Origin of the sequence: Streptomyces sp. NBC_01591, assembly GCF_035918155.1 — a bacterium.
Classification (GTDB): Bacteria; Actinomycetota; Actinomycetes; order Streptomycetales; family Streptomycetaceae; genus Streptomyces.
In genome coordinates, this window is sequence record NZ_CP109327.1 from 3690495 (window position 1) to 3713691 (window position 23197).

A 23197-nucleotide genomic window follows, 5' to 3' on the forward strand; every position below is an offset into this window, starting at 1 on the left:
CTCAGAAGTAGGACTGCCGCACCGCCCCGGATTCATCGGCCCCGGACGCGCTCCCCCGGCGGACTCAGCGCACCCGGCCGACGCCCACGTAGAAACCGCTGCGCTCCCGCACCGGAGCGGGCTCCTCGCGGTACCACTCCGTGGCGAAGACCAGCCCCGGCTCGACGAGGTCCAGCCCGTCGAAGAAGGGCTCGACCTCACTCCGGGTGCGCATCCGCAGCGGGATGGCCCCCTTCTTGTACACGGTCTCGGTCTCCTGCTTGAGCTCCGGGTGCTGGTCGGCCGTGCCGTGCGAGAGCACCAGGAAACTGCCCGCGGGCAGCGCGTCGACGAGGGTGCGGGTGAGGCCGTACGGATCCTGGTCGTCCGGCAGGAAGTGCATGAGCGCGATGAGGGAGAGCGCGATGGGCCGGTCGAAGTCGAGCAGTTCACGGGCGTGGTCGAGGATCACCTCGGGCTGCCGCACATCCGCGTGGAGGTAGTCGGTGACGCCCTCGGGCCTGCTGACCAGCAGCGCCTCGGCGTGCCGCAGGACGATCGGGTCGTGGTCCGCGTAGACGATCCGGGCGGACGGGGTGATGCCCTGGACGACCTGGTGCAGATTGGGCTCGGTGGGGATGCCGGTGCCGATGTCGAGGAACTGGTCGACCCCGCTGCGGGCCAGCCAGGCGGAGGCCCGGTGCATGAAGGCCCGGTTCCGCGCCGCGTTGCCCCGCGCCTCCTCGGGCAGCTTCTCCGCCACCCGCTGGTCGACCGGGTAGTTGTCCTTGCCGCCCAGCAGCCAGTCGTAGACGCGCGCGGGATGGGGCTTGCTGGTGTCGATCCGGGGCTCGGGCATGTCGACCGGCACGGGGCGCTCCTCGCGGTGCGGAGAATTCATGAGCGGGTAAGCGCTTCCAGCGTAGGCGACGCGCATACCGCCCCAACTGCCAGCCCCGTTCGCGCATTTCTGCGCGAGCCCTCTACGGACGCATGCCGGGAGAGGACGGCAGCCCGCGCTTCATCGCACGTCTGCAGCGTCGACTCGTCCAGGCCTGGTACGAGCAGCTCACCGCCATCGACGCGGAGAGGCCGGCCGAAGCCGATCTGCCGGCCCGAGCCCATTACGTGAGCGGCGGTCTGGTCGCCGTCATCACCCAGTGGGCGCAGGGCGAGTTCGACGCCGACAAGGAATCCGCCGACACCGCCGTACAACATCTCTCGCACCTGACGTGGTCCATGAACCAGGGGCGGACGTGACGTCGCCGTACTTCCACGCATGATGAGGGCACCACCTCCCCGCCCTTGCAGTGGATCTCAGTGACCGGCGGAGGCCGCTTCGCGCCCGGCGACGGGGGATTGGTCCGCAGGGGCGAAGGCGGGGGGCTTGCGGGGCAGCAGGAGGACCGGAATGAGAGTTGCCGCGGTGAAGGCGACCACCCACCAGAACGACTCGCTGAAGGCACCGTTGAGCGAAGCGCCTTGCGATCGCCCGTCGGCGAGGGCCTGCTGCAGTACGGTCGCGACGACAGCGGTGCCGATCGAGCCGCCGAGACGCTGGAAGATGTTCATCGCGCTCGAAGCACGCGGCATCGCCGCCGGAGGCAGCGAACGGTAGGCAGCGGCCAGGCTGGGCAGGGTGACCACTCCCACCCCGATGCCGCGCACCGCCATCGCGGCGGCCAGCAGCGGCCAGCCGGAACCGCTGTCCAGCATCACGAACGGGATGGTGCCGAGCAGCGTGAGGGCCACACCCGCCAGGGCGATCGCTCCGGGGCTCAGCCGGTCGGTCGCCCGGCCCGCGACAAGCATCGCGATGACGTAACCGACACCCTGCGGGGCCAGCATCAGGCCGGCCTCCAGGACGCTGTCACCGCGGTCCAACTGGAAGTAGAGCGGCAGCAGGAACATCGCGCCGAAGACGGCCGCGTTCAGGGTGAACTGCGTGATGACGGCGGCGGAGTAGCCGCGGTCGGCGAACAGCCGCAGATCGATCAGCGGTACGTGACGGGTGCGCAGAGCGTGTGCGGCGAAGCCCGCGATGAGGACAGCGCCGGTCGCGGTCCACGGCAGACTCCCGCCGGCGGCAAAGCCCTCGGCGCCGCTCCGGGCCATGCCGTAGAGCAGTAAGGCCAGACCGGGAGAGAGCATCAGCAGGCCGGCCATGTCGAGTCGCGGACGCCCGGCCGGCCGGTCGGCCGGGAGTTTCATCCAGGCGAGAGCGATGGCGGCCAGACCGACGGGGATGTTGACGAAGAAGATCCATCGCCAGCTCAGTTGGTCGACGAAGACTCCGCCGATGACCGGCCCGATGACCGGTGCGAGCATCGCCGGAACGGAGACCACGGCCATGACACGGCCCATGCGCGAAGGGCCGGCGGCACGGGCCAGCATGGCCTGGGCCATGGGCATCACCATGCCGCCACCGAGCCCTTGGATCACCCGGAAGACGACCAGACTCTCGATGGACCAGGCGATGCCGGAGAGCACCGAGCCGATCAGGAACAGCACCTGTGCCGTGAGCCACATCCGCCGCGCGCCGAATCGCTCCATGGCCCAGCCCGAAAGCGGCACCACAAGGGAGAGAGCCAGCAGGTATCCGGTGATCGTCCATTGGATCGTGCCGAGCGACGCGTCGAACTCCTGGGACAGTGCGTCGATCGACACGTTGACGATGGTTCCGTCGAGCAGCGTGGTCACGGCGCCCAGGACGAGAACACCGCACAGCCACCAGAGCCCGGCGTCGATCTGATCGGGCCGTGTCGCTCCGGACGACTTCGGGGTGCGTGGGGGCATGGCCGGCTTTCCTTCCGTACGGAGGCGGAGTCAGAGCGCACCCAGCCACAAAACTTAGACGGGTCCGTCTAGTTTTGAATGTTAGACTGGGTCGTCCAGAAGTCAAGTGACAGATGGAGGGGATGCAGTCAGTGGCAGGCAGCAAGCAGACGGAGGCACCGGTCCCGACGGAGGCACAGGGCCCGCGTCGGCGCAGACAGCACGGCGGCAGGGACCGTAGGGCGCAGATCCTGGAAGCGGCTGCCCGCGTCTTCCTGCGCGACGGGTTCGCCCGGGGCAGCGTCGACACGATCGCGGCCGAGGCGAACGTGGCGAAGCAGACGCTCTACAACCACTTCGGCGACCGGGACGCCCTGATCGGCTGCGTCGTGGAGCTCGCCATGGATCCCCTGGCCGCGCAGTTCCAGACCGTGTTGGAGGAGACCATCGCGGCACACGGAGGCACGGACCTCCGGGCGCAGTTCGTCGACTTCGGGCGTCGCTGGGTGCGCCTGATGCTCTGTGACGAGACGGCCGCCCTGCGCTGGCGAGTGCTGGCCGACGCACCGCTCGAGGAGTCGCTGCACACAGCCCTGCGCGGCATCGACCAGGAGGCGAGCATCCGGGATGTCGCCGCCCGGCTCACGGTCCTTCACCAGGGCGGGCACCTGTCGGTGGACGATGCCGACGTGGCGGCCCGGCAGCTGCGCGCCCTGTTGATCGGTGAGGCCCAACTGGCCTCGATGCTGGGCCAGGTGGAGCTGGACGATGCCGCGATCGACGCGATCGTCGAACGCGGCATCGGTATGTTCATCCGGGCCTACGGAAGGACGTGACCGGATAGCGGGACCGTGGCAGGACGGGGCCGTTCCATGCAGGCCCCGCCCTGGTGTCGCCGCACGACCTTCTCGAAAACGACCTCCGGAAACACAAAGATCCCGCCCGATCTTTCGATCGGACGGGATCTCATGTGTGCGGTGGGGTGTTCACGAGTGCGTCTGACCTGCAACGATGCGGCACCCTCGAAGCCCCCTTCCCGCGACGCGGCAGCCCCCTTCCCATCTCTTCATGCTCACGACAATCACATCACCCTTCCGCCTCACTGGCGTGGCTGTTTGATTAGCCACTGGCGAGACTTGCACCATGCACCGCCTCCCCTCCCCACGCTTCAGACGCATCGCTAAACTCGTCGCGATCGACTCCGCCCATCGAATCGCCCTGCTCCCTCGCCGGGCCGGACACCGGACCTGGGTACTGCCCCAGCGCTGTACCCGACTCGATGAGACTTACGGGAACGCTGTCGCCCTCCTCTGCCAAGATCTGCTGGCCTCATACCCGATCCGGCTCGGCACCGTCACCGGTCGCCGCTGGGCCCCGGCACCCGAAGGTCTCGCGCCGCGAGCGGAGACGCGGTTCTACATCGTCCGGGTCGATGCGGAACCGGCCGACGAGGGCCCGGGAGGGCGCGCCCTGTGGGCGCCTCGCGCCGTACTGGGACTCTGGCTGGGGCGCCCGGACATCGAGACCGTAAACGTTCTCGCCGACGGGTATCTCGACGGCTGGCTGCCGGACGGACCAATCACTCTGGACTGAGCCGAACAGAGGTGTTCGTCTTCTGAGCCGGGACGACCGGCCGGCTCAAGTTCGGTCGCTGTGGCCGTGCAAGAGGTAGTGGGAGTCGCCTGGGTGGCGTTGCACCCGCGACTGCCGCCAAGCGGCGTCGAAGGAAAGTCGTCGCGGTGGTGAAGCGCGTGTACGGGCCCGGCGCATCAGGCGTAGTGCACGCACGCTGGTGCGCGGTGAGAGCAGGAGACGCCACAGCGTCGTGTGCGCGGCGCTCACGGCGCCTCCTCCGCGGCGGTGGCCTCGCCGGTCGCGGGATCCGTTTTCGTCAGGGCTTCGACCTGGTCGGCATGGCCGGGCTTCCGGGCGGCGCGCATGCCGTCGGCAAGGAGCATCATCAGTAGTCGCTTCTGTTCCTCCTTGGGGAACTCGGCGAGGAAGTCCCGGAGAATGTCGAGGAGTTGCAGTTCCACGGGTTCGTCGCGGCCCTTCGGGTAGCCGCGCAGCCGTCGCGCGAGCGCTTCCAGCTCTGCTTCGTCAGGCGGCTGGGTGACGTGTGCATCGGGTTGTTGCAGCCACCTGGCCAGGAGGGCTGCCGGGTGGGCGAGTTCCTTGGCGAGGGCCTCTGTGCGCTGGCTGGTGAGGGTGTCCGCGGTCGCCTGGGCGCGTATGGCGGTGAGCAGTTCCTCCACTGCGGCACGGTCCTTGTCCGCGAGTTCGAGGCGGACGGAAGCGGTGACCCGAGTGGCGCGATCCGGGAGATCGAGGTCCTGAGGTTTACGTAACTGCTCTGCGCAAGCGTCCTGCGCGGCGGGGAGGTCGATCGGGTCCTGGTCGCGTACCGCAGCCGCCGCCGTGGTACGCAGGGCGGTGCGGACGCGGTTGGCAATCTCGTCCGGGTCGTAGGGACCTGAGTGTTCCGGGGTCAGGGTGGCGTAGATGGTGGCTGTGTAATGAATGCCAGGTCGGCTGCTGCGCAGCACCGCGGAGAAAGCGCCGATCTTCCTGCGGAGTTGCTTGCGGCGGGCCCGTTTGGAGGTGCGACTCATACCTCGCCCCCTGCCTCGGTGTGAGGCACGGGATCACCTTCGAGGGGCGTTGCGGGGCGCGGCTGAAGGGGCTGGTTGCCGCGCGGCTTCGGGTGTGCGTGCCGGGGAACGTTCCAGCGCAGGATGAGGCGCCCGCGCAGGTCGACGACCGACTGCGCGGTGTATTCCGTCCCGGCGCGTCCGGCAATGAAGGTGGACAGCGGGCCGGTCATCCAGTGTTCGCGGATGACGTGGTTGAGTACCTCGACCACTGCGTCAGCGTCGAGCGCGCCGTCGGCCACGGCCTTGGCCCACGCCGTGAGCACCTCCTCGCACCGTGCTTCCAGGGCTGGCACGGACAGGGCGGCGGACCAGCCCTGCACCAGTTCATCCACTGTGTCCGCGTGCTCCAGGGCATTGGCCAGCAGCAGGGTCGCGGCAGGGTGGGCGGCATCAGGATGGAGCAGGGCCAGGACGGCGCGACGTGCGGCGAGATGGTTCCGGTCGTCCGGTTCCTTGCATTCAGTGAGCCATCTGTTGACCGTGGCCCATACGCGCGGCAGCAGCCGGACGTCCGAGCCCATGGCGCGCAGGGCCCCTTCGGCCACGGACACGGCGCTGTCGCGTTCGGGCCGGCCGAGTACCCAGCGCAGGCAGGTGAGCGCCTGGCGCGGGTATTCCTGCGAGAAGGGCCCTTGGCACACCACTGCGGCCACGGCAGCGTTGGCTCGGGACTCCTGGCCGGCCCAGGCCCGCAGTTTCGTACGGGCTTCCTGGCCCAGTGCGGGGTCCCTGGCGACGCGTGCGAGCAGACGTGACGCGCCGTCCTGCCCGGCGTCACCGGCGGCGGCCCATGTCTGGGCGACGTCCAGCGGGCGCAGGTCGCCTTCGTCCACTGCGAGTTGGGCGAGCAGGTCCGCGATCTCCCGGATCCGTGCGGCGCCCAGACCCTTGGGTCCGGTGAGCTGCTTCACCCACTTGATCAGGTTGGGCTGGACATCACTGAGCTGGCGCCAGAAATGCCGCAGTACTGCAGCGGGGTATCCGGGCAAGTGGCTGAAGGTGACTCGTTGGCCGTCGCTCTTCGCCTGGACTACTTCCAGGCGTGTGACGAGGTCACGGCCGGTGAGAATGTCCCGGATGCCTCGCGTCTTCTGGTCTTTGAGCAGCAGGCGTGCCCCATCCAGGACCTCGGCGGGAGTGAGCCCTTCCAGCATCACGGCGGCCAGCAGCAGTGCTCTGTCGTCCGCGCTGTCCTGTGTTTCACGGAAGACGGTACTGACCCGTTCGCGCCAGCGCAGTACGAGGTCGCGGGCGTCCTTGAGGGTGCCGCCCGCGTCGCTGATTCGGCTGAGTTCGAGGGCGAGCGCTGCGGCGTCGCCCGGCTGCATATCGGCGCGCAGGAGGTCGGCGAGGGGTGCTCGGTGGTCCTGTCCGTCGCTGCCTTCACCTTCGCTCCGCCCGTCGGCTTCCCGGACGGTTTCCTGCAGCCAGCCGCGGCGTGCGACCTGCGGATAGAGCCGCTCGATGTGGCGGCGCGTGATCTGGTCTCCTGGGGGCGCACTGACGACCCGGACGACGTTGTGACCCAGGACCGGGTCGGTCTCGGGCCAGCCGTGCTCGCCCGCGATCACGACGAGGTAGGAGCCCTTCTTGCGCAGGGTGTCAGCGTGTCCGAGGAACTTCCTGGCCGTGACGTCCGGCTTCTCCCAGCTCGCGCTCTCGCCCGAGACGTCGAGCAGGTAGCCCCGCCCGTGCTCCGCAGGGAGCAGGAACTTGTCCTTCTCGACCGAATCCCAGTCCGGCAGCACGCGCTCGAGGCGCAGCCGCAGCCTGGACCCGCCGACTCCGGGCAGTGCGGGCCGCAGGTCGGACAGAGCTCGCAGTCCCGCTGCGGATTTACCGGTCCCGGGTGGGCCGGCGATCACGACCACCCGCTCGTCCCGGCCGAGCATCGCCAGCACCCCGGGAGCGGTCGTGATCTCCTTGCCATCCTCGTCCTCGGCGACCCAGGCACGGCGGACGGCTTCGTTTTCCAGTGAGGACACAGGCTCGGTGGGCAGAGGCTCCTGCTGGTGCAGGTTGATGTCCCGCCCCGCCTGCAGCAGAGTCGAGTAGGTGTTGTTGGCGGCGTGGATTCCGTTGCCGCCGGGTGCACGGTTGTCGGGCTGAGCGGTGAATGAGGTCACGACCCGCTCAAGCCCTCGGATTACGCGGCGGGACCCCGTAGTTGATGCCTCCGCTGCCAGCGTCCAGATTGCCGGACGCCTGCAGGATCTGACTGTTGCTGTTGTTCTGAGCGTTCAGTACAGGAGCGTCCGCCGAGGGCAGGTCCTGCGGGGCGGGCAGGAGCGCCGCCAGTTCGTCACTCATGTCCGGGTAGCGGTCCACGTAGGCAGCGAGCTGCAGGACGAGCCGCTGCTCCAGCCTGCGACGCACTCCGTCACGGTCTGCCTCCGCCGCCTCGGCGAGGGTCTGCTCCGCCGAATCGAGCAGCTCCAACTGCCGCTCCACGGTGGGCTCCCCGTCTCGCCTCAGGAAGCGCCCCAGGGCTCCACGCAACGATGCCCAGCCACCCTTCGCCATCTCCGCCACCAAAGCACTCGCCACCGGCACAGCCACTGCCATCGCATCCAGTTCTGCAGCCACCGCTCCCCCTCGTTCGTGTACGTCGTCGATCCACGGCCGGACAACAGTCTGCGATCATTCGGGGACACAGAGCAGCGAGTCGCGGAGACGTGACGGAAACAGGTATGGCCGGTCACACAGGCCACAAGCCACATGTACCGCCCGGAACAAGTCATTCCATGTTGAACCGGATCACCCATCCCGGCGGCGTAGTGCGCTCACGGTCAACAGTTCGATGTGAATCAAGTCATTCCGGTACGCAGAGTTTGGAGTCCGGGCAGCAGGCGACACCCGGCAAGATGGCCGAATCCGGGCTCTGCGGCAGCGCGGCAACGGCCCCACGGAAAGGCTCCCGAGCTGCCTGCCCGCAGGCAGTGAGGCACTCGCGGCCCGCCTACGCGCCCGACGGCGGCATTGCCTGCCCCAGGCGTACGCGGAGGGTGGCTTCGAAGCCCTCGGCCGGGGAAAAGCGAACGCGGAGTCTGGCGACCTGCTCGGCGGTGGCTTCCCGATCCAGCCTCCGTGGGGCTTGACGAAAACCCCATCACTGCAGGTCATAGCCTTGTGGTTGAAGCCACCGAAAATACTTTCCCAATTCCTGCGGAACGCAGCGCTTATCTTTGCAGCTCAGAGGCGCTGAAGTCCCTCTCGGCGAAGTTAAAGGCGCGGCCGTTGAAGATGGAGCTGCGCGGGAGAGACACCCCAGTTCACCGAAGGGGGCGAAGCTCCCTGCCAGAGGCTACTCAAGGGCGCAAAGGCGTGGCCACCGCTCGTCACGACCGGCTCGCGGCGTTCTGCTGGGCCAGCCGCTACAACACCCGATGCCGGCACTGCCGCCTCGGACAATGCTCCCCGGTCGCCAACGAGAACACCTTCTTCGAACCCCCAACTACGCTTCTTCGAGCTGCATAACCCCGCGTCCATCATCCGGATCAAGGCCCGCAAGTCACCGTTTAGAAAGCCTGTGCCGTACCCGGTTCTCCATCCGCATTGGCCGAGAAGGTGCTGTTGCCGAAGCCCTGCGGAGGCTGTGAAAGAAGGACGCAGATGTGGTTGGTCAGAAGCCCCTGGAGTGTGCCTGGCTGTGCATTCCTCGATCAACACCTCCCACCGGCAAGGGCGTCAATCTCGGAAAAGTGCGTCTGTCCAGGCATCCCCGGGTGGCGGGACGAAGAAGTACCCGCCGCCGGTGGTGAGGAGGTACTTGGCCATGGCCTCGCCTTCCAGGCGCTTTTGGACGGCCTCGAACCCCTCGGCAAGGTCCCGCTGGAAGCAGGAGAAGATGAGGCCCCGGTCGCCGTCGCCGCGGTCGTAGCTGTAGCTGCGGCGCACCAGAGGTGGTGGGTTGCGCCGGTCCGGGGCGGCGAGCCGGACGTGTGAATCCACGGGGGTGGCCCTGCCGTCGGGGTCCGCCGCGAAGCCGGGCCGCTCGTCGGCCGGGGCTCCGTCGAGCCAGCGGCCGTCGCGGCGGCGCCCGATGATGCGCTCCTGTTCGCGGACGGAGTCCTTGTCCCACAAATCGGTCGCGAGCCGGACGATCCGCACGACTTGGTAGCTGCCGCCCACGGCCCAGTCGGGCTCGCCCTGCCCGCTGCGCACGACGGCCCGATCGGCCGTCTCCCGATCGGTTCCCGGGTTCCCGAATCCCTCGGTGAAGTGGAACGGATTACGGGCGAGCCCCTTACCGCCCTCGACCCGGTTCCCGGCCCGGAACCCGTCGACCTGCCACCGCACACGCCACCCGGTGGCCCGCCCCACCACCTGCTCGGCAGCCTCCCGTACCGCCTTCTCCTCGTCACCGGCCACCTGCACGAGCACGTCCCCGTGCGACTGGGCGGGGTCGAGCAGATCCCCGGCGAAGGACGGCATCTCCTTCAGCAGACGAGGCCCCCGCCCCCCTCCGGCGAACACCCTGCTCCCCAAAGCAAGCCAGGCATCGACACCGTCTCGGTCAATCTCCGCGACTGACTGCCGCAACTGGGCCAGGCCGCCCTTCCACTCCGCGGCCTTCCGTCCGGACGTTCCGCCGGCCAGATCAAGAGCCATCACGCGCGAGCGGCCAGCCGGCAATACCCCTCGCAGACAAGCCAACGACCGCGCGGGGCCGGTGGAGCTACTGAACGGCGCCTGAAGGACCGAGGCATTCGCCGCGACCATACCGGCCCCGCCGACAGCCACCGCTGCCGCCCCCAGCAACACACCTCTTCTGCTTTTCACGCTCATACTCCCGCCCCGCCCCACTCCGGAGCCTCCTCTAAATCACCACACAAAAAACAAAACGAGAAATTGCACACCCTACGGATTCCATGAATTATTCCCATGATTGAATCCTCGCGTCACCCAACAGGCGAGCACAATCTAATTACATTGCCCATCCTGGACGAAGCGTAACCACTGACGACCACGGTTGCCAAAAATGTTTCATAGGCCCAAACATTTCCACTCCCCGAAACGGCCCCATCGCCGCTCACAATAGCCCTCAGCATCCAGCCGGGGCCGTCGCTTCCGAGAACCCTGATATCCCTGGTCACCGACTGGCCGGACTCTGTCACCCTAGGGACGGAAGCTCTAATTTCAACACCCGCTCTATCCGTCCACTCTTTTACCTCGCCCCCCTGAGCCCGTATACCGAGAATCATGTCCGCCCGAACAGCGTCCCAGGAAGCACTTGAATTGGCGCGAAACGCTTGGAGTTGAAGGGCGGTGTCACCTTGCACCAGCGTAACGGCCAGAATTTCCCCATCGACTTCAATGGGGCGAACCGCCATGCCCGCCGACACGGGGACCCGAATCCCGCCCATGTCGATCAGATCGAGATCGGATACATCAATCTCTTCTATATCCCATGGACCAGATTCCGCGCCTCTCCTAATAACATCGCCTTGCAACGATTCTCGACACGCCTCGACGGCCGCCGAAAGTAGGTCGTCCGCACTTTCTTGAGATACAGATTCCTCGCCGAGAAGAGCGGAAAGGAATTTCACCACGTTGGGAAACGTGAAGTATCTGAAATGCCGCTCGTCAGAGGGCCCAGAAACGCCCCCGAGGAACATTTCAGTCATCGATAGAACATCACCCGCAGGGACGGATTCGACGAACCTTGGCGCCGCCTGACCAACCGTCGACAGCCCATTATCCCAACGATTTCGAAGAACTATCTGAATCGCCGCGACCAAGATCATTTTAGGGGTCAGGTGATCCCATCGACCGTCCTCCGATTCCGCCAGGATTCTCGAATTAATCACTTCACCTTCGATGATCTCTCTTATTATTTTAGCCGCACGCGCCTCAGCGGTTTCGCCACCATGATTTGCCACGCTGCACTCCTCTCGCTAGCACAATAGATAGGGCAACCAGAGCCTCTGCCGGGCCGTGGGCTCCGGGCGTCTGAGGCCCATCCACGACTTTCTGAACAGTCCCAGGACTTGACGATACGGTCTTCCTGCGCTCTTCGGCCTGCTCTATCGCTTCTTCAGCGGCCCTCTGAGTCTTTCCAGCCTCGTCTGCCGCTGCACCACCGCTTCTGGGGGGCCTTACATAGCCGCCGCTGCCTGGGTCGAAGAAGTCGGGCAAAGCAGATGGGTCGCATGGGCGCCCTCCCCCGCTATTGTGAACAAGCGCCGTAGCATTGCCGACCGCAACATAGTACGTATGCAGATCATCAACTGTGAGGTTGTAGACCTTCGTTGACTGGGTCCGGTGCTGGGTGGCGGTGATCTGGATCCAGGTGCCGGAGCTTGTCCGGAGCCATTGGCCGGCCTTGAGACTTCCTGCCTCCACCCACTGGTGGAGTTCGGGGACCCAGAAGGGGTGGCCCTCGGTGGCGGTGATGTTGCTGGTCTTCGCGTTGCGCGCGTTGCCGGTGTCGATGGTGAGGTCGACGAGTTGTTTCTGTCCGCTGCCCTCGATGAGGGCGGTGACGGTGCGGGGTCCGGTTTCGCCGGTCTCCGGGTCGGTGGCGAGGACCTTGTCGCCGATCCCGATGTCCTTGATCGGCTTGGTGGTGCCGTCCGCCATGACGACCGGGGTGTCGGGGGTGAAGCTGTTGCGTGGCAAGCAGCCGGTGTAGCGCAGGGCGCCCCTGGCAGCCATGAAGGCGCCCAGGGCTTCGCCGGCCATGCCCATCATGCAGCCGGTCAGGGCTGCGTTGCCGACCTGGCCCCAGTTGACCTTCCGGCCGGAGAGCCGCTGGAACGCCCAGTCGAGGCCGCCGTCCACCAGGCCGCCGACGGCGCAGGCGGCGATCATGGGGTTGTCGCCGGTGGGGTCGGTGTAGGTGGTGGGTGAGGACAGGGCGTACTGGTAGAGGTTGGCGCCGCCAGCATGGCCGATGGGGTCCTGGGAGATGAAGCGGCCGGTTTCGGGGTCGTAGTAGCGGTCGCGGTAGTAGAGCAGGCCGGTGCCGTCGTTCTCGCGGCCGGTGAAGGTGTACGGGTTGGAGGAGGCCGTGCCGGTGGTGGTGGCCTGGCCGTTGGGGTCGTAGGTGTATCTGGTGGCGATGGTGCCGTCGCTGTTGGCGAGGCCGATCACTGAGCCGAGTGCGTCGGTCAGGTAGATCTGGGTGGCGCCGTTCTCGGTGCGGGTGAGGAATTCGTCCAGGCCGGAGGTGGTCACGGTCGCGGTGGTGTCGCCCGTGCCGTTTAGTTCGACCAGCGGGTTGCTGCCGTCGGTGAGGAACTTGTTCGTCGTCCCGCCGACGGTCCTGGTGCTGCGGGTGCCCAGGGCGTCGTATCCGAAGCTGCTGCTCTGTCCGGCCTTGGTCAGGCCGGAGAGCTGGCCGCGTGCGTTCCAGGTGTAGTCACGGATGCCGTCGGTCTTGAGCTGGCCGTCCGCGTCGTAGGTGAAAGAGCGGCCGTTGAAGGTGGTGAGCCGGTTGTCCTTCCCGAACACCGCGCCTGTCTCTGCCGTCGGCAGCGCCACCGAGGCGAGAGTGCCGGACAGGCCGGTCTGGAGGCCGCGTAGGTCCCTTGTGTAGGAGAGGTCACCGATATCGGCTGCGCCCTTGGCGTAGCTGATGTTCTTGATGGTGCCTGTCTTGTCCAGGGTGGTGGTACGGGTGATTCCGCCCGGCAGTGCGGCGGTCTTTTCGCGGCCCACCGCGTCCAGGCCGAAGGTGACCGCTTGGTCGCCGGAGGTGACGGATTTGAGGATGCTTGAGGTGTCGTAGCCGTAGAGAGTGGTTCTCCCGGCTGCGGTCATCTCCTTGCGACGATCCGCCGCGTCGTAGACGTAGGCGACCGTTCCGGTGGGTCCGGTGACCGTCTTCGGCCGGTCGTAGGCGTCGTATTCGAAGGCCTGTGTACCCGCTTGGGTGTCTGTGATCGTCTTCGGCAGGTCGACCGCGTCGTAGGCGTAGGTGACGGTGGACTCGGCCGTGCCGGCCAGGTTCACGCCGTATTTGGTGTTCTTCGCCCGTCCCAGCAGGTCGTACTCGGCTGTGGCGACCTGGCCCGAGCGGCTGGTCACCCTCGCCAGGTTGCCTGCGGCGTCGTAGGCGAACAGCGCCTGTGCTCCCAGCGGATCCTTCGCCGACTTGGCCCGGTCGGCATTGTCGTACTCCCAGACGGTGGAGTTCTGGCGGGCATCGGTGAGAGTGGTCAGGTTGCCGTTCTCGTCGTAATCCAGGGCAGTGGTCTGGCCAAGCGGATCGGTGATCTTGCGGGTCTGGTTGAGAGAGTCGTACGTGAGGGTCGTGAGGGATCCCGCCGCGTCGGTCAGGGCGGACGGCCGTCCTGCCGCGTCGAGGAACTGGCCACTGGTGCGGCCCTCCGCGTCCTTGACCGACACCATCTCACCGTTCAGGTAGCTGTATTCGGTCACCGCGTTGGAGGCGTCGGTCACCGTCTTCAGCTGCCCGTCAGGGGTGTAGGTGAGAGTGGTTTCCCTTTTCTCGGGGTCGGTTATCTTGCCCAGGTCCCCCACGGCGTCGTAGCCGAGGGTGGTGGTGTTGTTCAACGGATCGGTGAGGACGGTGGGCTGGTCGTACGGTCCGTCGTAGACCGCAGTGCCGGACTGGCGTGCCTGCGAGCTCGGTGGTGCGGGTGACGTATCCGTTGGCGTCGTAAGTGAGTTCGGTGCGGCGGCCGTACGGGTCGGTGACCGCGTCCACGCGGTGGTGAGGCCCCCGGTGGTACTGAGTGGTGCGGGCCAGGGCGGTGCCGAGGGCCTGGGTGTCCTTGACTCCGAAGCCGTCGGCGTCGAATTCGACCCGCCTCAGGGATCCGCCGGGCTGCGTGACCGTTGTGGAGGTCACCTTGCCCGCACCGGTCAGCGTGTACTCGAACGTGTACTTGGCACCTTCGGTGAGCGTCTGCTCACGGACCCGCCCGCCCTCATAGACATTGGACATGTAGGTGATGCCGCGGGCATCCACTGCTGTCTTGATGCGGTTGGACGTGCCGTCGTATGTGTAGCGGCTGATCCTGTTGGCCGGGTCCTTGACGGTGGCCAGGCGCCCGGTGGTGTCGTAGGTGTACTCGGTCGTGCGGCCCGCGTTGTCCCGGATTGATGAAACGCGCTTCTCGGTGTCGTAGGCGAGGGAGATCCAGCGGCCACCGGGGGTGGAGATCTGCGTGATCTCGCCCTTGTTGCCGGCTCGGGTCAGCTGCACAGCGTTACCGTGCCGGTCCCGGATCTCCTTCAGAGGTGCGTACTGAGGGAAGATCCAGGTGGTGCCGTCACGGAACTTCATGTGCCACGCCCCGTCGTCCCACACAATCTTCGAGCCGTGGAATCCGGACGGAGTTCCGGAGGGTTCGAAGACCGCGTCGGCGTAGCCCGTGCCGGCCGAGGTGCGTACGAAGGGGACGGACTGGCCGCCGGGCAGGTACAGGTCGACCTGTTCGTACTGTTTCTTCGAGTGCAGGAAGACGTTGTAGGAGAGGTCGCGTCCGATACCGAAGGCACGGGATCGCGTGTCGCCCTGCCAGTAGGTCCGGGTGATTTCCGCCGAGCCGCGGGAGTCGGACACGGCCAGGTCGGTACGCGAGTCGGTGAGCATTCCGGTGGACAGGTCGACAGGGTCACCGGACAGCCAGTCGAAAGCGTCCTTCACCCACGACAGGTCCCAGGGCAGCCAGTCGGGGATGTTGAACATCGCGCCGTGAAAGGCCCAGACTCGTGTCTTCGCATCGGGCACAACCTGGCGGCCGTCCTCGGACACCTTCCCGTGCCCGTAGACGTACCAGCCCTTCTTCTTCGGGTCGTAGTCCATGAACTCCACGCGGGTGCCGGGGGCTTCGCGCGTGTAGTACGGATAGATGACCTGCGCGCCCTTGGGGAAGATGTATGTGCCGCCAGGCTGCACGGTGAAGTACACGGGCACGACGCTGTTCTCGGGCAGTGGGAATGGCGGCCGGTCGATGGGTATGGCGGTGATCCCCAGCTCCGTGACCGGCTTGCCCTTCTCGTCCCGGACCACCGACCCCTTGGGGATACGGACTTCGAGTCCTGGGATCTTCGGGGTCTTCAGCACTACGTCGGACTTCGCCGGGGCGGCGAAGCTCACCGTGTTCTTGGTGTCGAGGGGCGTCATCCAGACCGGGAACCCGAGGTCGACGCTCTGGCCATTCCTGGGACTGATGTGTATGTCGAAGCGCCCGTACTGTCGCTTCTTTGTGTTGGCTGTCGAACCGTCGACCACGAGGAGCATGTGTCCGGTCAACGCCGTTGTGCTGGGCGGAGATCGAAGTTTCTTCGGAGCTTTCGGCCCGTGACCGCGGCCTGTCACCCAGTTCCGGCCGGCTTTCTACTGCTTGCCGGGCTGCCAGGCGTCCGCCCCCTCGGGAACGATCCCCGCTGCCTTGCTCGTGTCGCCACCTCCGCTCGCCGCGGCGGCGGATCCGTCCTTGAGGCCGAGAGTGATCTGACCGGTCGCCGGGCCCACCGGCGCGACCACCAAGGTGTACGTGCCCGGGGCGAGGGAACCGAAGGACGCAGAGAGGGTCGATTTGGGCAGGTAGGCGAAGCCTCGTTTCTCCCCTGCCGAACCAATCAGCGTCGCCATCCAGTCGAACGGTGACGGTGCCTCGATCTCGAGGTCGGGTTCGGCCCCGTTCTCCGACTCGACCGTGAAGGTGAAGTAGGCGTGCACGTACGGCTGGGAGATCACCGCCGTCTGCTTGGCACCGCCCAGCGCCAGCGTTCCGGCGTTCACCCCGGGCACCCTCGATGCGGTCACAGTGCCCGCGGTCGTACGCAAGGGCTGGACCAGAAGCAGATGTGTTCCCTCGGGCAGCGGCGTGGGAAGAGCCACTCCGGCCTCTCCCGATGTTCCACCGATGTATCCGGCGCCGTTCACGACCTGGCCGTCGGGGGTGACTCTTGCGATGCTGCCGCCCTGCATCGCGTTCGGTCCGGACAGGACGACCGAGATCCCGCTGTCGTCCGCGGCGAGGACGGGAACGATGAGCTGCTGACCCGGCCGTGTCAGTTCCGTTTGTGTGCTGGGGCTGCTGGTGGTGAGGGGCGCGGCTGTCACCGGAGTCGAGAGCCAGAACTTCATCGACCCGGCGGAGGCCGACTGCGGCTGGAGCACCACTACGTAGTCGTCTCCAGCAATCAGGCCGTTCAAGTGCAGACTGCCGCCGCTGTTCGCGGTGACGGTTCCGTACCCTCCGACGAGATTTCCGTCGGCGTCCCGTGCCTGGAGGGACGAACTCATCGGGATGGTCACGTCGGTGACGCCGAGTCCCACGATTCTGCCGGGCGGTGCGGTGAACTCCGCTTGCACCCGTTGCCCACGTCGCGCCACCACCACCGGTACGGATGCCGCGTCCGGTGAAAGGGAGACCTTGATGTCTGCCGACAGCAGAAGTCCCAGTGTTCCTGTGACTCCCGGGTCGGGGTTGACGGTGACGACGTAGGTTCCCGTCTCCGGCAGGTTCCCCAACTCGACCGTCGCGGAAGCTCCGGAGGTGACGCGGGCCCCTCCCAAGCCGACAGTCTCACCGGAAGGCGCCTGCACCGTGACAATGGCCGCGCCGGTGAAGGCGCTGTCGAGCGCACCGATCGAGAGGTCGTCGCCTTTCTGGGCCTCGAAGGCGGCTCGCGCCAGCTGCCCCGGCCTGTTGAGGCTGACCTCGGCAGGCGTCGCGTCGGTCGGCGAGAGCCGGTCGGCCTCCAGGGGCAGAGACGCGGTGACCGTGATGGTCCCCGGCCCCGTGCTTGAGCCGGCCGGCTCGATGACCAGGGAATACGTTCCGGAGACCGGCAGGTCGGTGAGATCCCAGTCGAAGAGTTTGCCGGGACTCACCCGGACGTCATCGAGCTCGACATCCTGGGGAGAGACCATCCGCAACCGCAGGTCGCCCTTGAACGTCGAGCCGGAGAGGTGGAAGCTCAGGAAGTCGCCTGCGTCGGCATCGATCAGCACTCGGGCTCTCTTGTCTGAGGCCGAGATCGAGACCGAGGGCGGATTCTTATCGGTCGGCGACGTACCGACAGTTGTCTCGAACTCGTTTCCCTCCAGGGGAACATCGAAGTAGTCGGGAGCCATCTCCTGACCGTCAGGGGTCTCGACCGTGATCCGCCCCGCCTTGGCGCCTGCGGGGACCTTCACCGTCAGAGCCGTGTCAGTGCGTTCGACGACCTCTGCGATCCTGCCGCCGTTGAAGCGAACGACGTTGTCCGTCGCTGCGGACGCGAAATCGGACCCGGAGAGCACCACTTCTGTCCCCGGCGGCCCGGAGGTCGGCGCATACGAGGTGACGACGGGCTTGCCTTGCGCCGGGGTGAAGGTCTCCGTCGACGTTGCGCTGCCACTGCCGACTGCTACCGAGACCGGCCCCTTGGCCGCGCCTTCGGGAACGGTCACCACCAGCCGGGTGGCCGACGCCGACGTGACCACAGCGGTCTTCGTTCCGAACGAGACCGTGTTGGAGGCCGCCGTTGTCGAGAACCCCGTGCCGGAAAGGGTGATGCTCTCGCCCGACGCGGCACGAACAGGAACCAGGGAGAGAACCGACAGGTCACTCGACGCGAAACGGTCCACGCCGAGGCGGTTGCCCGCCGCGTCGTAGCGGTAGCGGGCGGTCTCGCCGTCCGGGTCCGTGACACCGACGAGGCGGGATGCCGCATCGTAGGCGTACACCGCGTTGTTCGTGGTCGGCTCGGCGGCCGCGGGCTCAGTCGGCACCGACGAACTGCTGACCGTCCTCGAATCATCGGGGATGCCGCTCGGAGCCTGCGTGGACACTACCGGCGGGGGCGTGGATGAAACCGCCTCAGCAGGCAGCAGACCGACCGACAGGGCCAACCCGAGTACCCCGATCGTGAGTGCTCGCCAGCGTGCAGACACACCTGTCCCAAGCCGTTCGCCGCGCATACGCACGCCGCCCCTCCCTATCCCCCTCATGAGTCACAGACGACACATGACGCCCACACTCCCCATGCGGACCTTCACAAGCTACACACAAGCTGTTGTCTTCGAATAGGTAAAGAACGCGCCAAAGGCGTTCAGCGTCACGGCTTTGATATGGCCATGTCTCGACAGGGCTTTTAACCACCAAAGAGCGTGAAATCGGGGCACCCAACCGGCGTCGATCAGCACCTCGAGGCGCAGCGTTGGCTACTGGTGTAATCCTCTTCGGCTTCCGGCCTGGACGGTGGCCAACAGCGAGCGCGCTACGGGTGAAGTGCGCGGAACCCCAGCGCGTCCGCCGTTTCTGATGCGAGGTGCTGGGGATGTCGCACCGTCACCAAAGGGCTTCGGGGCGCGGGACGCCTACACCGCGCCCAGCTCCAGCTCTCAACTGGCCAGCACTACGGCGGGAAGAGCCATCTTTAGGCCACGAAGGGTCGCCGAATCGTCGGTCATGAACCCTCGTGACCGCCGACTTACTCCTCCAAGCCTCTGGTTCCACCGCGCCGACGATGTCGTGCTCAACACCATTGGCCACCCTTGGCAGGCCTCGTGCACCAGCTCGAAACCCCCGCCGCAACCCTGATCGCCTGCGTGGCGAGCCGGGACAGTCGAGGCCAGCCTTGACTTTAAGCCGCGCGAGACCGCAACCACATGGACACGTTCCGTAATACCTACAGAATGGAAGACCACATTCCGTTCTGCCTGGCGAACCCCGTAGGGTGTGCCTGTAGGCAACGCCAGACACAGGAGATCACATGACGCACGGAGCAGAGAGGCGCTCCGATCTGCTCGTCGATGCACTGGCTCTCATACGCCAGGACCGGGACGAGCGGCGGGCGGACTGCGCCGCGCTGCGTGTCGAGCTCACCCAAGCTCTAGGCCGAGTCGCCGAACTTCAGGATCGGCTCGCAGGCAAGGAGCACGGCTTGGAGCAGGCCGAGACGATGTACCAGTTCGTCGAGGCCCGCCTTCCTGCGCTCGGGGCCGCAGAGCAGGAAGACCGCGCAGTGCCGCACGGTCCCGCCCCCGCGTTCCTCACCTCGGAGATCCCAGTGGCGGAACTCTCCGTGCCGCAGCAGAGCCAGGAACCGCAGAAGTGCCCGCGTCAGTCCAGCGATGCGTCGGCCTCGCTGGACGAGCTCCTGGACGACGAGTCCAACAGCCTGCAGGACTTCATCATGACGATCCTCGCCACTTCCGACCGCGCCATGCACGTCGATGAGGTAGTCGAGACCATCGGCCTTCTGCGGGCCAAGGGGCGCACCGAGAAGCTCGGAAATTCCAAGCGGCCCAACGAGGATGTGCGCACCGCGCTCAACCGACTGGTCGGCAAGGGGCGCGTGGAGAAGGTCGCCACCGCTACCTATGCCGTGGCCCGGGAGCTGCCGACACCTCTGAAGGCCGAGGCTGCCTGACCTAGAACGCGCCTCTGATCAATTGTGTGAGAGGGGTGGTGCCGCCGGATTGCCCTCCGGCGGCACCGTTACGTGCCCCTGATCATGGTTCACGTGAATCCCAGTTTAGTCGACACCACGTCCACTGGGATCGCGTGGCCTAGTTCTGCATGCCATTTGCTTACTAATGGCATAGAAAGTAGGCTTTCGTGTCGGCTAATCTGCCGAAATCATCAGCATTCCGCCGAGGCGGGCCTCACAGCCCCCGGCCACAGCGCGACGCCGAGCCCGTCCTCCAGCAAGCTCACCGTGACGACGTCGGGCCAGCTGATTCCGCTGAGCAGATTGACGATCGCCTGCCGGTTGACCCCCGTAAGGACGGCGGCCTGCCGCAGGCTCAGCCCTTGCTCCTCCAGCCTCTCCCCGAGGGTGCGGGCGAGCGCTTGGACGACCCGCGCCTGCGGGTGACCGACCACGGTCGCGTGGGGCCATGCGTCCGGGTCCGTGGCCAGGTCCCTCGGCGTCGTACTGCGCTGGGTGCCACCGGGCATCGAGATGCGCTCCTCCAGGTTGATGTGCACTATGTCGAGCAATGCGGCTATTTGTTCAGCCGCTATTCGTGGTGCATCGCGCTGGAGACCGAGATGAGTCAGGCAATCCTGCGGTACCGCCCCAAGGACGCACCTCCCGAGTGGGAGGTGGTGGCCGACGGTGTGCGGATGGTCGTCGCCACCGTCGCCGACCACGTTCCCTACCGGCTCACCACTGTGCTGGGCGTGATGGCAACCCTCGCCATCAGTGCCGAGCGCGCGGGACTGGCGCGCGATCCAGCCGTCTGGCTGGAGCAGGGCACCATCACCCGCTCGCTGCTGATGAATACCGAGATCGCTCCGAACAGTACGCAGACCTACGCGTCGATCCTGGCCCGCGTACGGGAGACCCTCGTCTGGGTCGAGCGCGGTGAAGCGCCCCGCCCTCACCTGAGCGGGGACCGCTCCCGCGCCGAGCCCTACAGCACCAGCGACCTGACCCGCCTGGACGTCTGGTCCGACAATTTGCCGCCGGCCCCTACCGGCTGGGGCAACGCCAAGGCGCTGCTGGCGCTCGGCGCCGGGTGCGGACTGTCTCCCAAGGAGATCCTCGCCGTGCGCGGCACCGACATCCACGTGCTGCCCAGCGACGCCGTCGTCGTCCACGTCCCAGGCACCGACCGGCTCATCGTGTGCCGCTCGCTGTGGGAAGAGACGCTCGCCGAACTCGTCCAGACCGCCGGGGACAACTACCTGTACGCACCCGACCGGCAGGTCCCGTACCCGAAGAACGCCATCAGTAACTGGGTCAAGCGCACCAGCCCCGGCGACCCGAAGGTTCCCACCCTGGACACCCGGCGCCTGCGCGCCACCTGGCTCGTTTCCCTGTTGCGCGACCACGTACCGGCCGACCTGGTGGCCCGCGCGGCAGGCATGAAGACGACCGCCGCGCTCGCCCCCTACATGGCCTGGGTACCGGCGATCTCGCGGGACGCCGCCGTGCGCATGCTGCGGGGCTGGGCGTGAAGCGCCGCAGCGGGCAGCACCGGCCCGCCCCCTCACCACACCCCTCCCAACTGAACGACCGCCTGGTGCGACAGGTCGTCGACCTTGTCCGGGCCAGCGGAGTCCTGGACGAACTCGCGGTTCTGGAGGCCCGCCGCCCCGGCCCTCGTGGCCTTCGGTCGGAGACCGTGCTGGTCGGCATGGTGTTGGCGGCACGGGAGCTTCGCAGCACCAACGTGGACGACGCTTGGGAGTGCGTGCAGTTCCGTCTGCGCAAGCCCTGGCTCAGGTACTTCGGACTGGCGGAAGTCGACCGCACGGACATCGAGGCGACGCGTGCGTCGGCGAAGCGTTTCTACGATGCCTGGTCGCGCATCACAACGGTCCTTGACCCGGCCCGCCACGACCGCCGTACCCGCATGCCGCGCGATCAGGCCGTCACCTACCGGCGTGCCTGGCTGCACCGCAAGCATCACGACTCGACGCCAGTCCTGTCGCGCATCGCCAACAAGCTGGTACTCACGCCGGTACGCACCGCTGTTGCCCGCGGTCTGATGGACAACTGGGCCGGTGACCTGTCGGTGGACGCCACCGCCATTCCCACCTGGGCACGCCACAGCACTCGGCGTCGTGCCTCGCTCGAGGTGAGCGCGGGCGTTCACGTCTCCGGCGGCGGCCACAAGACCTTCGGCTACAGCGCCACCCTGCTGGTCGCCGGTCACACCGAACCGTCCCTCACCGGCCGATACCCCCAGCTGTGCATGGGCATGTCCCTGCACACACCCGGTAAGCAGATCGGCCCCCAGGCCGTCCGCCTGCTCCAGATCGTCAAGCGCCTGTGGCCCGTACAGGGGTACCTGGCCGGTGACCTCGCCTATTCCGACGCCAAGGTCGAGAACTTCCACGACCCCGTACGGGCCGTTGGGTACAAACCGGTCCTGGACTACAAGATCACCATGGTCCGCAAGGACAAGAACGCCGTCGAAGGCACCATCGCCATCGCGGGCGATCTGCTCTGCCCCCACACCCCACAGCGGATCATCGACACCTACCACCGCATGGCCGCCGCCAAGCAGAGCAAAACCCGCGAAGAGCTCCTGCCCGAGATGCTGGAGGCAGACCCCTACGTCCTCCCGCTGAAACAGTCCGCCAACCACCGCGGTCTGGAACGCCGACAGTGCCCTGCCGCCGGCACGAGTCCCCGCGTCACCTGCCCCTGGGCCCAGGAACGCGACACCTCCGGCGTTCACCGGCGCCGCAATCACACACCACGCCGCCCTGCCCGCGCCCAGCCCCACACCATCGACCTGACCAACCGCCGTGCCAGGCAGACCCATCCGGACGCCAGGCCGACCGTGCGCCCACCGGAACGACCCGCCCACCAGCGTCCGGCCATCTGCCAGCAGTCTACGATCACCGTGCCGGTCGACATCATGCCCAAGCTCCGCCAGGACCTGCCCTGGGGCCGAGAAGCCTGGCAACGCGCCTACCGCAGCCTGCGCAGCCACGTCGAAGGACTCAACGGCCGCGCCAAGAACGTCGACACGTTCCTGCACTCCCGCGAAAAGCGCCAGAGCCGAGGCCGTGTCACTCAGACTCTGCTGAGCGCCATCCAACTCATGGTCGAGAACCTGAGGACCATCGAGTCCTTCCTGCGCGACCAACGCCTGTGGAAGGAAGAGAACTACACCCTCGGCGACATCCCCGAGACTCCGGACCCGTACGAAGACCCAGAGTCGAACAGCTCCGCCCCGCCGCCCGAACCGTAGAAGCAGCGTCGGCGAAGCAGGCACAACCACACAGCCATCAGCGCGTCGCAGGACCACCCGGGTCCTGCGGCCGCTTCGCCATGCCCCCACAGCCACAGCCAGCTCCGCTCACCGTGCCCACGGCACCGAACCGGGCTTCCCCGAGCGGCATCCGCGTCGTACC

General features: G+C 66.8%; 17 protein-coding genes. 6 read left to right on the forward strand and 11 right to left on the reverse strand.

Annotated elements, in window-relative coordinates; all coding sequences use genetic code 11:
- Positions 1–64: 64 nt before the first annotated feature.
- Positions 65–838 (reverse strand): SAM-dependent methyltransferase, encoded by a 774-nt coding sequence (locus tag OG978_RS17075; RefSeq protein WP_326770057.1) that lies wholly within the window; start codon positions 836–838, stop codon positions 65–67.
- A gap of 134 nt (positions 839–972) precedes the next feature.
- On the opposite strand from OG978_RS17075, the gene OG978_RS17080 reads away from it, so the two are divergent.
- A complete protein-coding gene (locus tag OG978_RS17080) occupies positions 973–1239 on the forward strand; it encodes a TetR-like C-terminal domain-containing protein (protein ID WP_326766057.1) in 267 nt (88 codons plus the stop codon).
- Positions 1240–1296: 57 nt separating this feature from the next.
- On the opposite strand, the gene OG978_RS17085 is transcribed toward OG978_RS17080, so the two are convergent.
- On the reverse strand, positions 1297–2775 hold the full coding sequence (locus OG978_RS17085; RefSeq protein WP_326766058.1) for a DHA2 family efflux MFS transporter permease subunit: 1479 nt from the start codon (positions 2773–2775) through the stop codon (positions 1297–1299).
- 122 nt (positions 2776–2897) lie between these two features.
- Here OG978_RS17085 and OG978_RS17090 point away from each other — a divergent pair, with 122 nt between their 5' ends.
- Positions 2898–3590, forward strand: a complete 693-nt coding sequence (locus OG978_RS17090) for a TetR/AcrR family transcriptional regulator (RefSeq protein ID WP_326766059.1) — start codon at positions 2898–2900, stop codon at positions 3588–3590.
- A gap of 307 nt (positions 3591–3897) precedes the next feature.
- Positions 3898–4347, forward strand: coding sequence for a hypothetical protein (locus OG978_RS17095; protein WP_326766060.1), 450 nt, complete (start codon positions 3898–3900; stop codon positions 4345–4347).
- 245 nt (positions 4348–4592) lie between these two features.
- Here OG978_RS17095 and OG978_RS17100 read toward each other — a convergent pair whose 3' ends face one another.
- The 8 genes from OG978_RS17100 to OG978_RS17135 all read right to left on the reverse strand — a co-directional run bounded on the left by OG978_RS17100 (position 4593) and on the right by OG978_RS17135 (position 18108).
- Positions 4593–5366: a hypothetical protein gene (locus OG978_RS17100; RefSeq protein ID WP_326766061.1), complete on the reverse strand. Its 774-nt coding sequence runs from the start codon at positions 5364–5366 to the stop codon at positions 4593–4595.
- Positions 5363–7534, reverse strand: a complete 2172-nt coding sequence (locus OG978_RS17105) for a hypothetical protein (protein ID WP_326766062.1) — start codon at positions 7532–7534, stop codon at positions 5363–5365. The genes OG978_RS17100 and OG978_RS17105 overlap by 4 nt, the downstream gene beginning before the upstream one ends.
- A 7-nt stretch (positions 7535–7541) precedes the next feature.
- A complete protein-coding gene (locus OG978_RS17110) occupies positions 7542–7994 on the reverse strand; it encodes a hypothetical protein (RefSeq protein WP_326766063.1) in 453 nt (150 codons plus the stop codon).
- A gap of 1101 nt (positions 7995–9095) precedes the next feature.
- On the reverse strand, positions 9096–10196 hold the full coding sequence (locus OG978_RS17115; RefSeq protein ID WP_326766064.1) for a Dyp-type peroxidase: 1101 nt from the start codon (positions 10194–10196) through the stop codon (positions 9096–9098).
- 113 nt (positions 10197–10309) lie between these two features.
- A complete protein-coding gene (locus tag OG978_RS17120; protein ID WP_326766065.1) occupies positions 10310–11290 on the reverse strand; it encodes a DUF3710 domain-containing protein in 981 nt (326 codons plus the stop codon).
- Positions 11262–13928: a polymorphic toxin-type HINT domain-containing protein gene (locus OG978_RS17125; RefSeq protein ID WP_326766066.1), complete on the reverse strand. Its 2667-nt coding sequence runs from the start codon at positions 13926–13928 to the stop codon at positions 11262–11264. The genes OG978_RS17120 and OG978_RS17125 overlap by 29 nt, the downstream gene beginning before the upstream one ends.
- Positions 13831–15636, reverse strand: coding sequence for a DUF6531 domain-containing protein (locus tag OG978_RS17130; protein ID WP_326766067.1), 1806 nt, complete (start codon positions 15634–15636; stop codon positions 13831–13833). The genes OG978_RS17125 and OG978_RS17130 overlap by 98 nt, the downstream gene beginning before the upstream one ends.
- A gap of 84 nt (positions 15637–15720) precedes the next feature.
- Positions 15721–18108: an IPT/TIG domain-containing protein gene (locus OG978_RS17135; RefSeq protein WP_326766068.1), complete on the reverse strand. Its 2388-nt coding sequence runs from the start codon at positions 18106–18108 to the stop codon at positions 15721–15723.
- A 983-nt stretch (positions 18109–19091) separates the two neighbouring features.
- On the opposite strand from OG978_RS17135, the gene OG978_RS17140 reads away from it, so the two are divergent.
- Positions 19092–19751 carry a hypothetical protein gene (locus OG978_RS17140; RefSeq protein ID WP_326766069.1) on the forward strand — a complete coding sequence of 220 codons (660 nt, stop codon included), beginning with the start codon at positions 19092–19094 and terminating at the stop codon, positions 19749–19751.
- 212 nt (positions 19752–19963) lie between these two features.
- Here OG978_RS17140 and OG978_RS17145 read toward each other — a convergent pair whose 3' ends face one another.
- Positions 19964–20323, reverse strand: coding sequence for a helix-turn-helix domain-containing protein (locus OG978_RS17145; protein WP_326766070.1), 360 nt, complete (start codon positions 20321–20323; stop codon positions 19964–19966).
- Between the two features lie 51 nt (positions 20324–20374).
- Here OG978_RS17145 and OG978_RS17150 point away from each other — a divergent pair, with 51 nt between their 5' ends.
- Both OG978_RS17150 and OG978_RS17155 read left to right on the forward strand, forming a co-directional pair.
- Positions 20375–21286, forward strand: a complete 912-nt coding sequence (locus OG978_RS17150; RefSeq protein WP_326766071.1) for a hypothetical protein — start codon at positions 20375–20377, stop codon at positions 21284–21286.
- Positions 21283–23034, forward strand: coding sequence for a hypothetical protein (locus tag OG978_RS17155; protein ID WP_326766072.1), 1752 nt, complete (start codon positions 21283–21285; stop codon positions 23032–23034). The genes OG978_RS17150 and OG978_RS17155 overlap by 4 nt, the downstream gene beginning before the upstream one ends.
- Positions 23035–23197 lie beyond the last annotated feature (163 nt).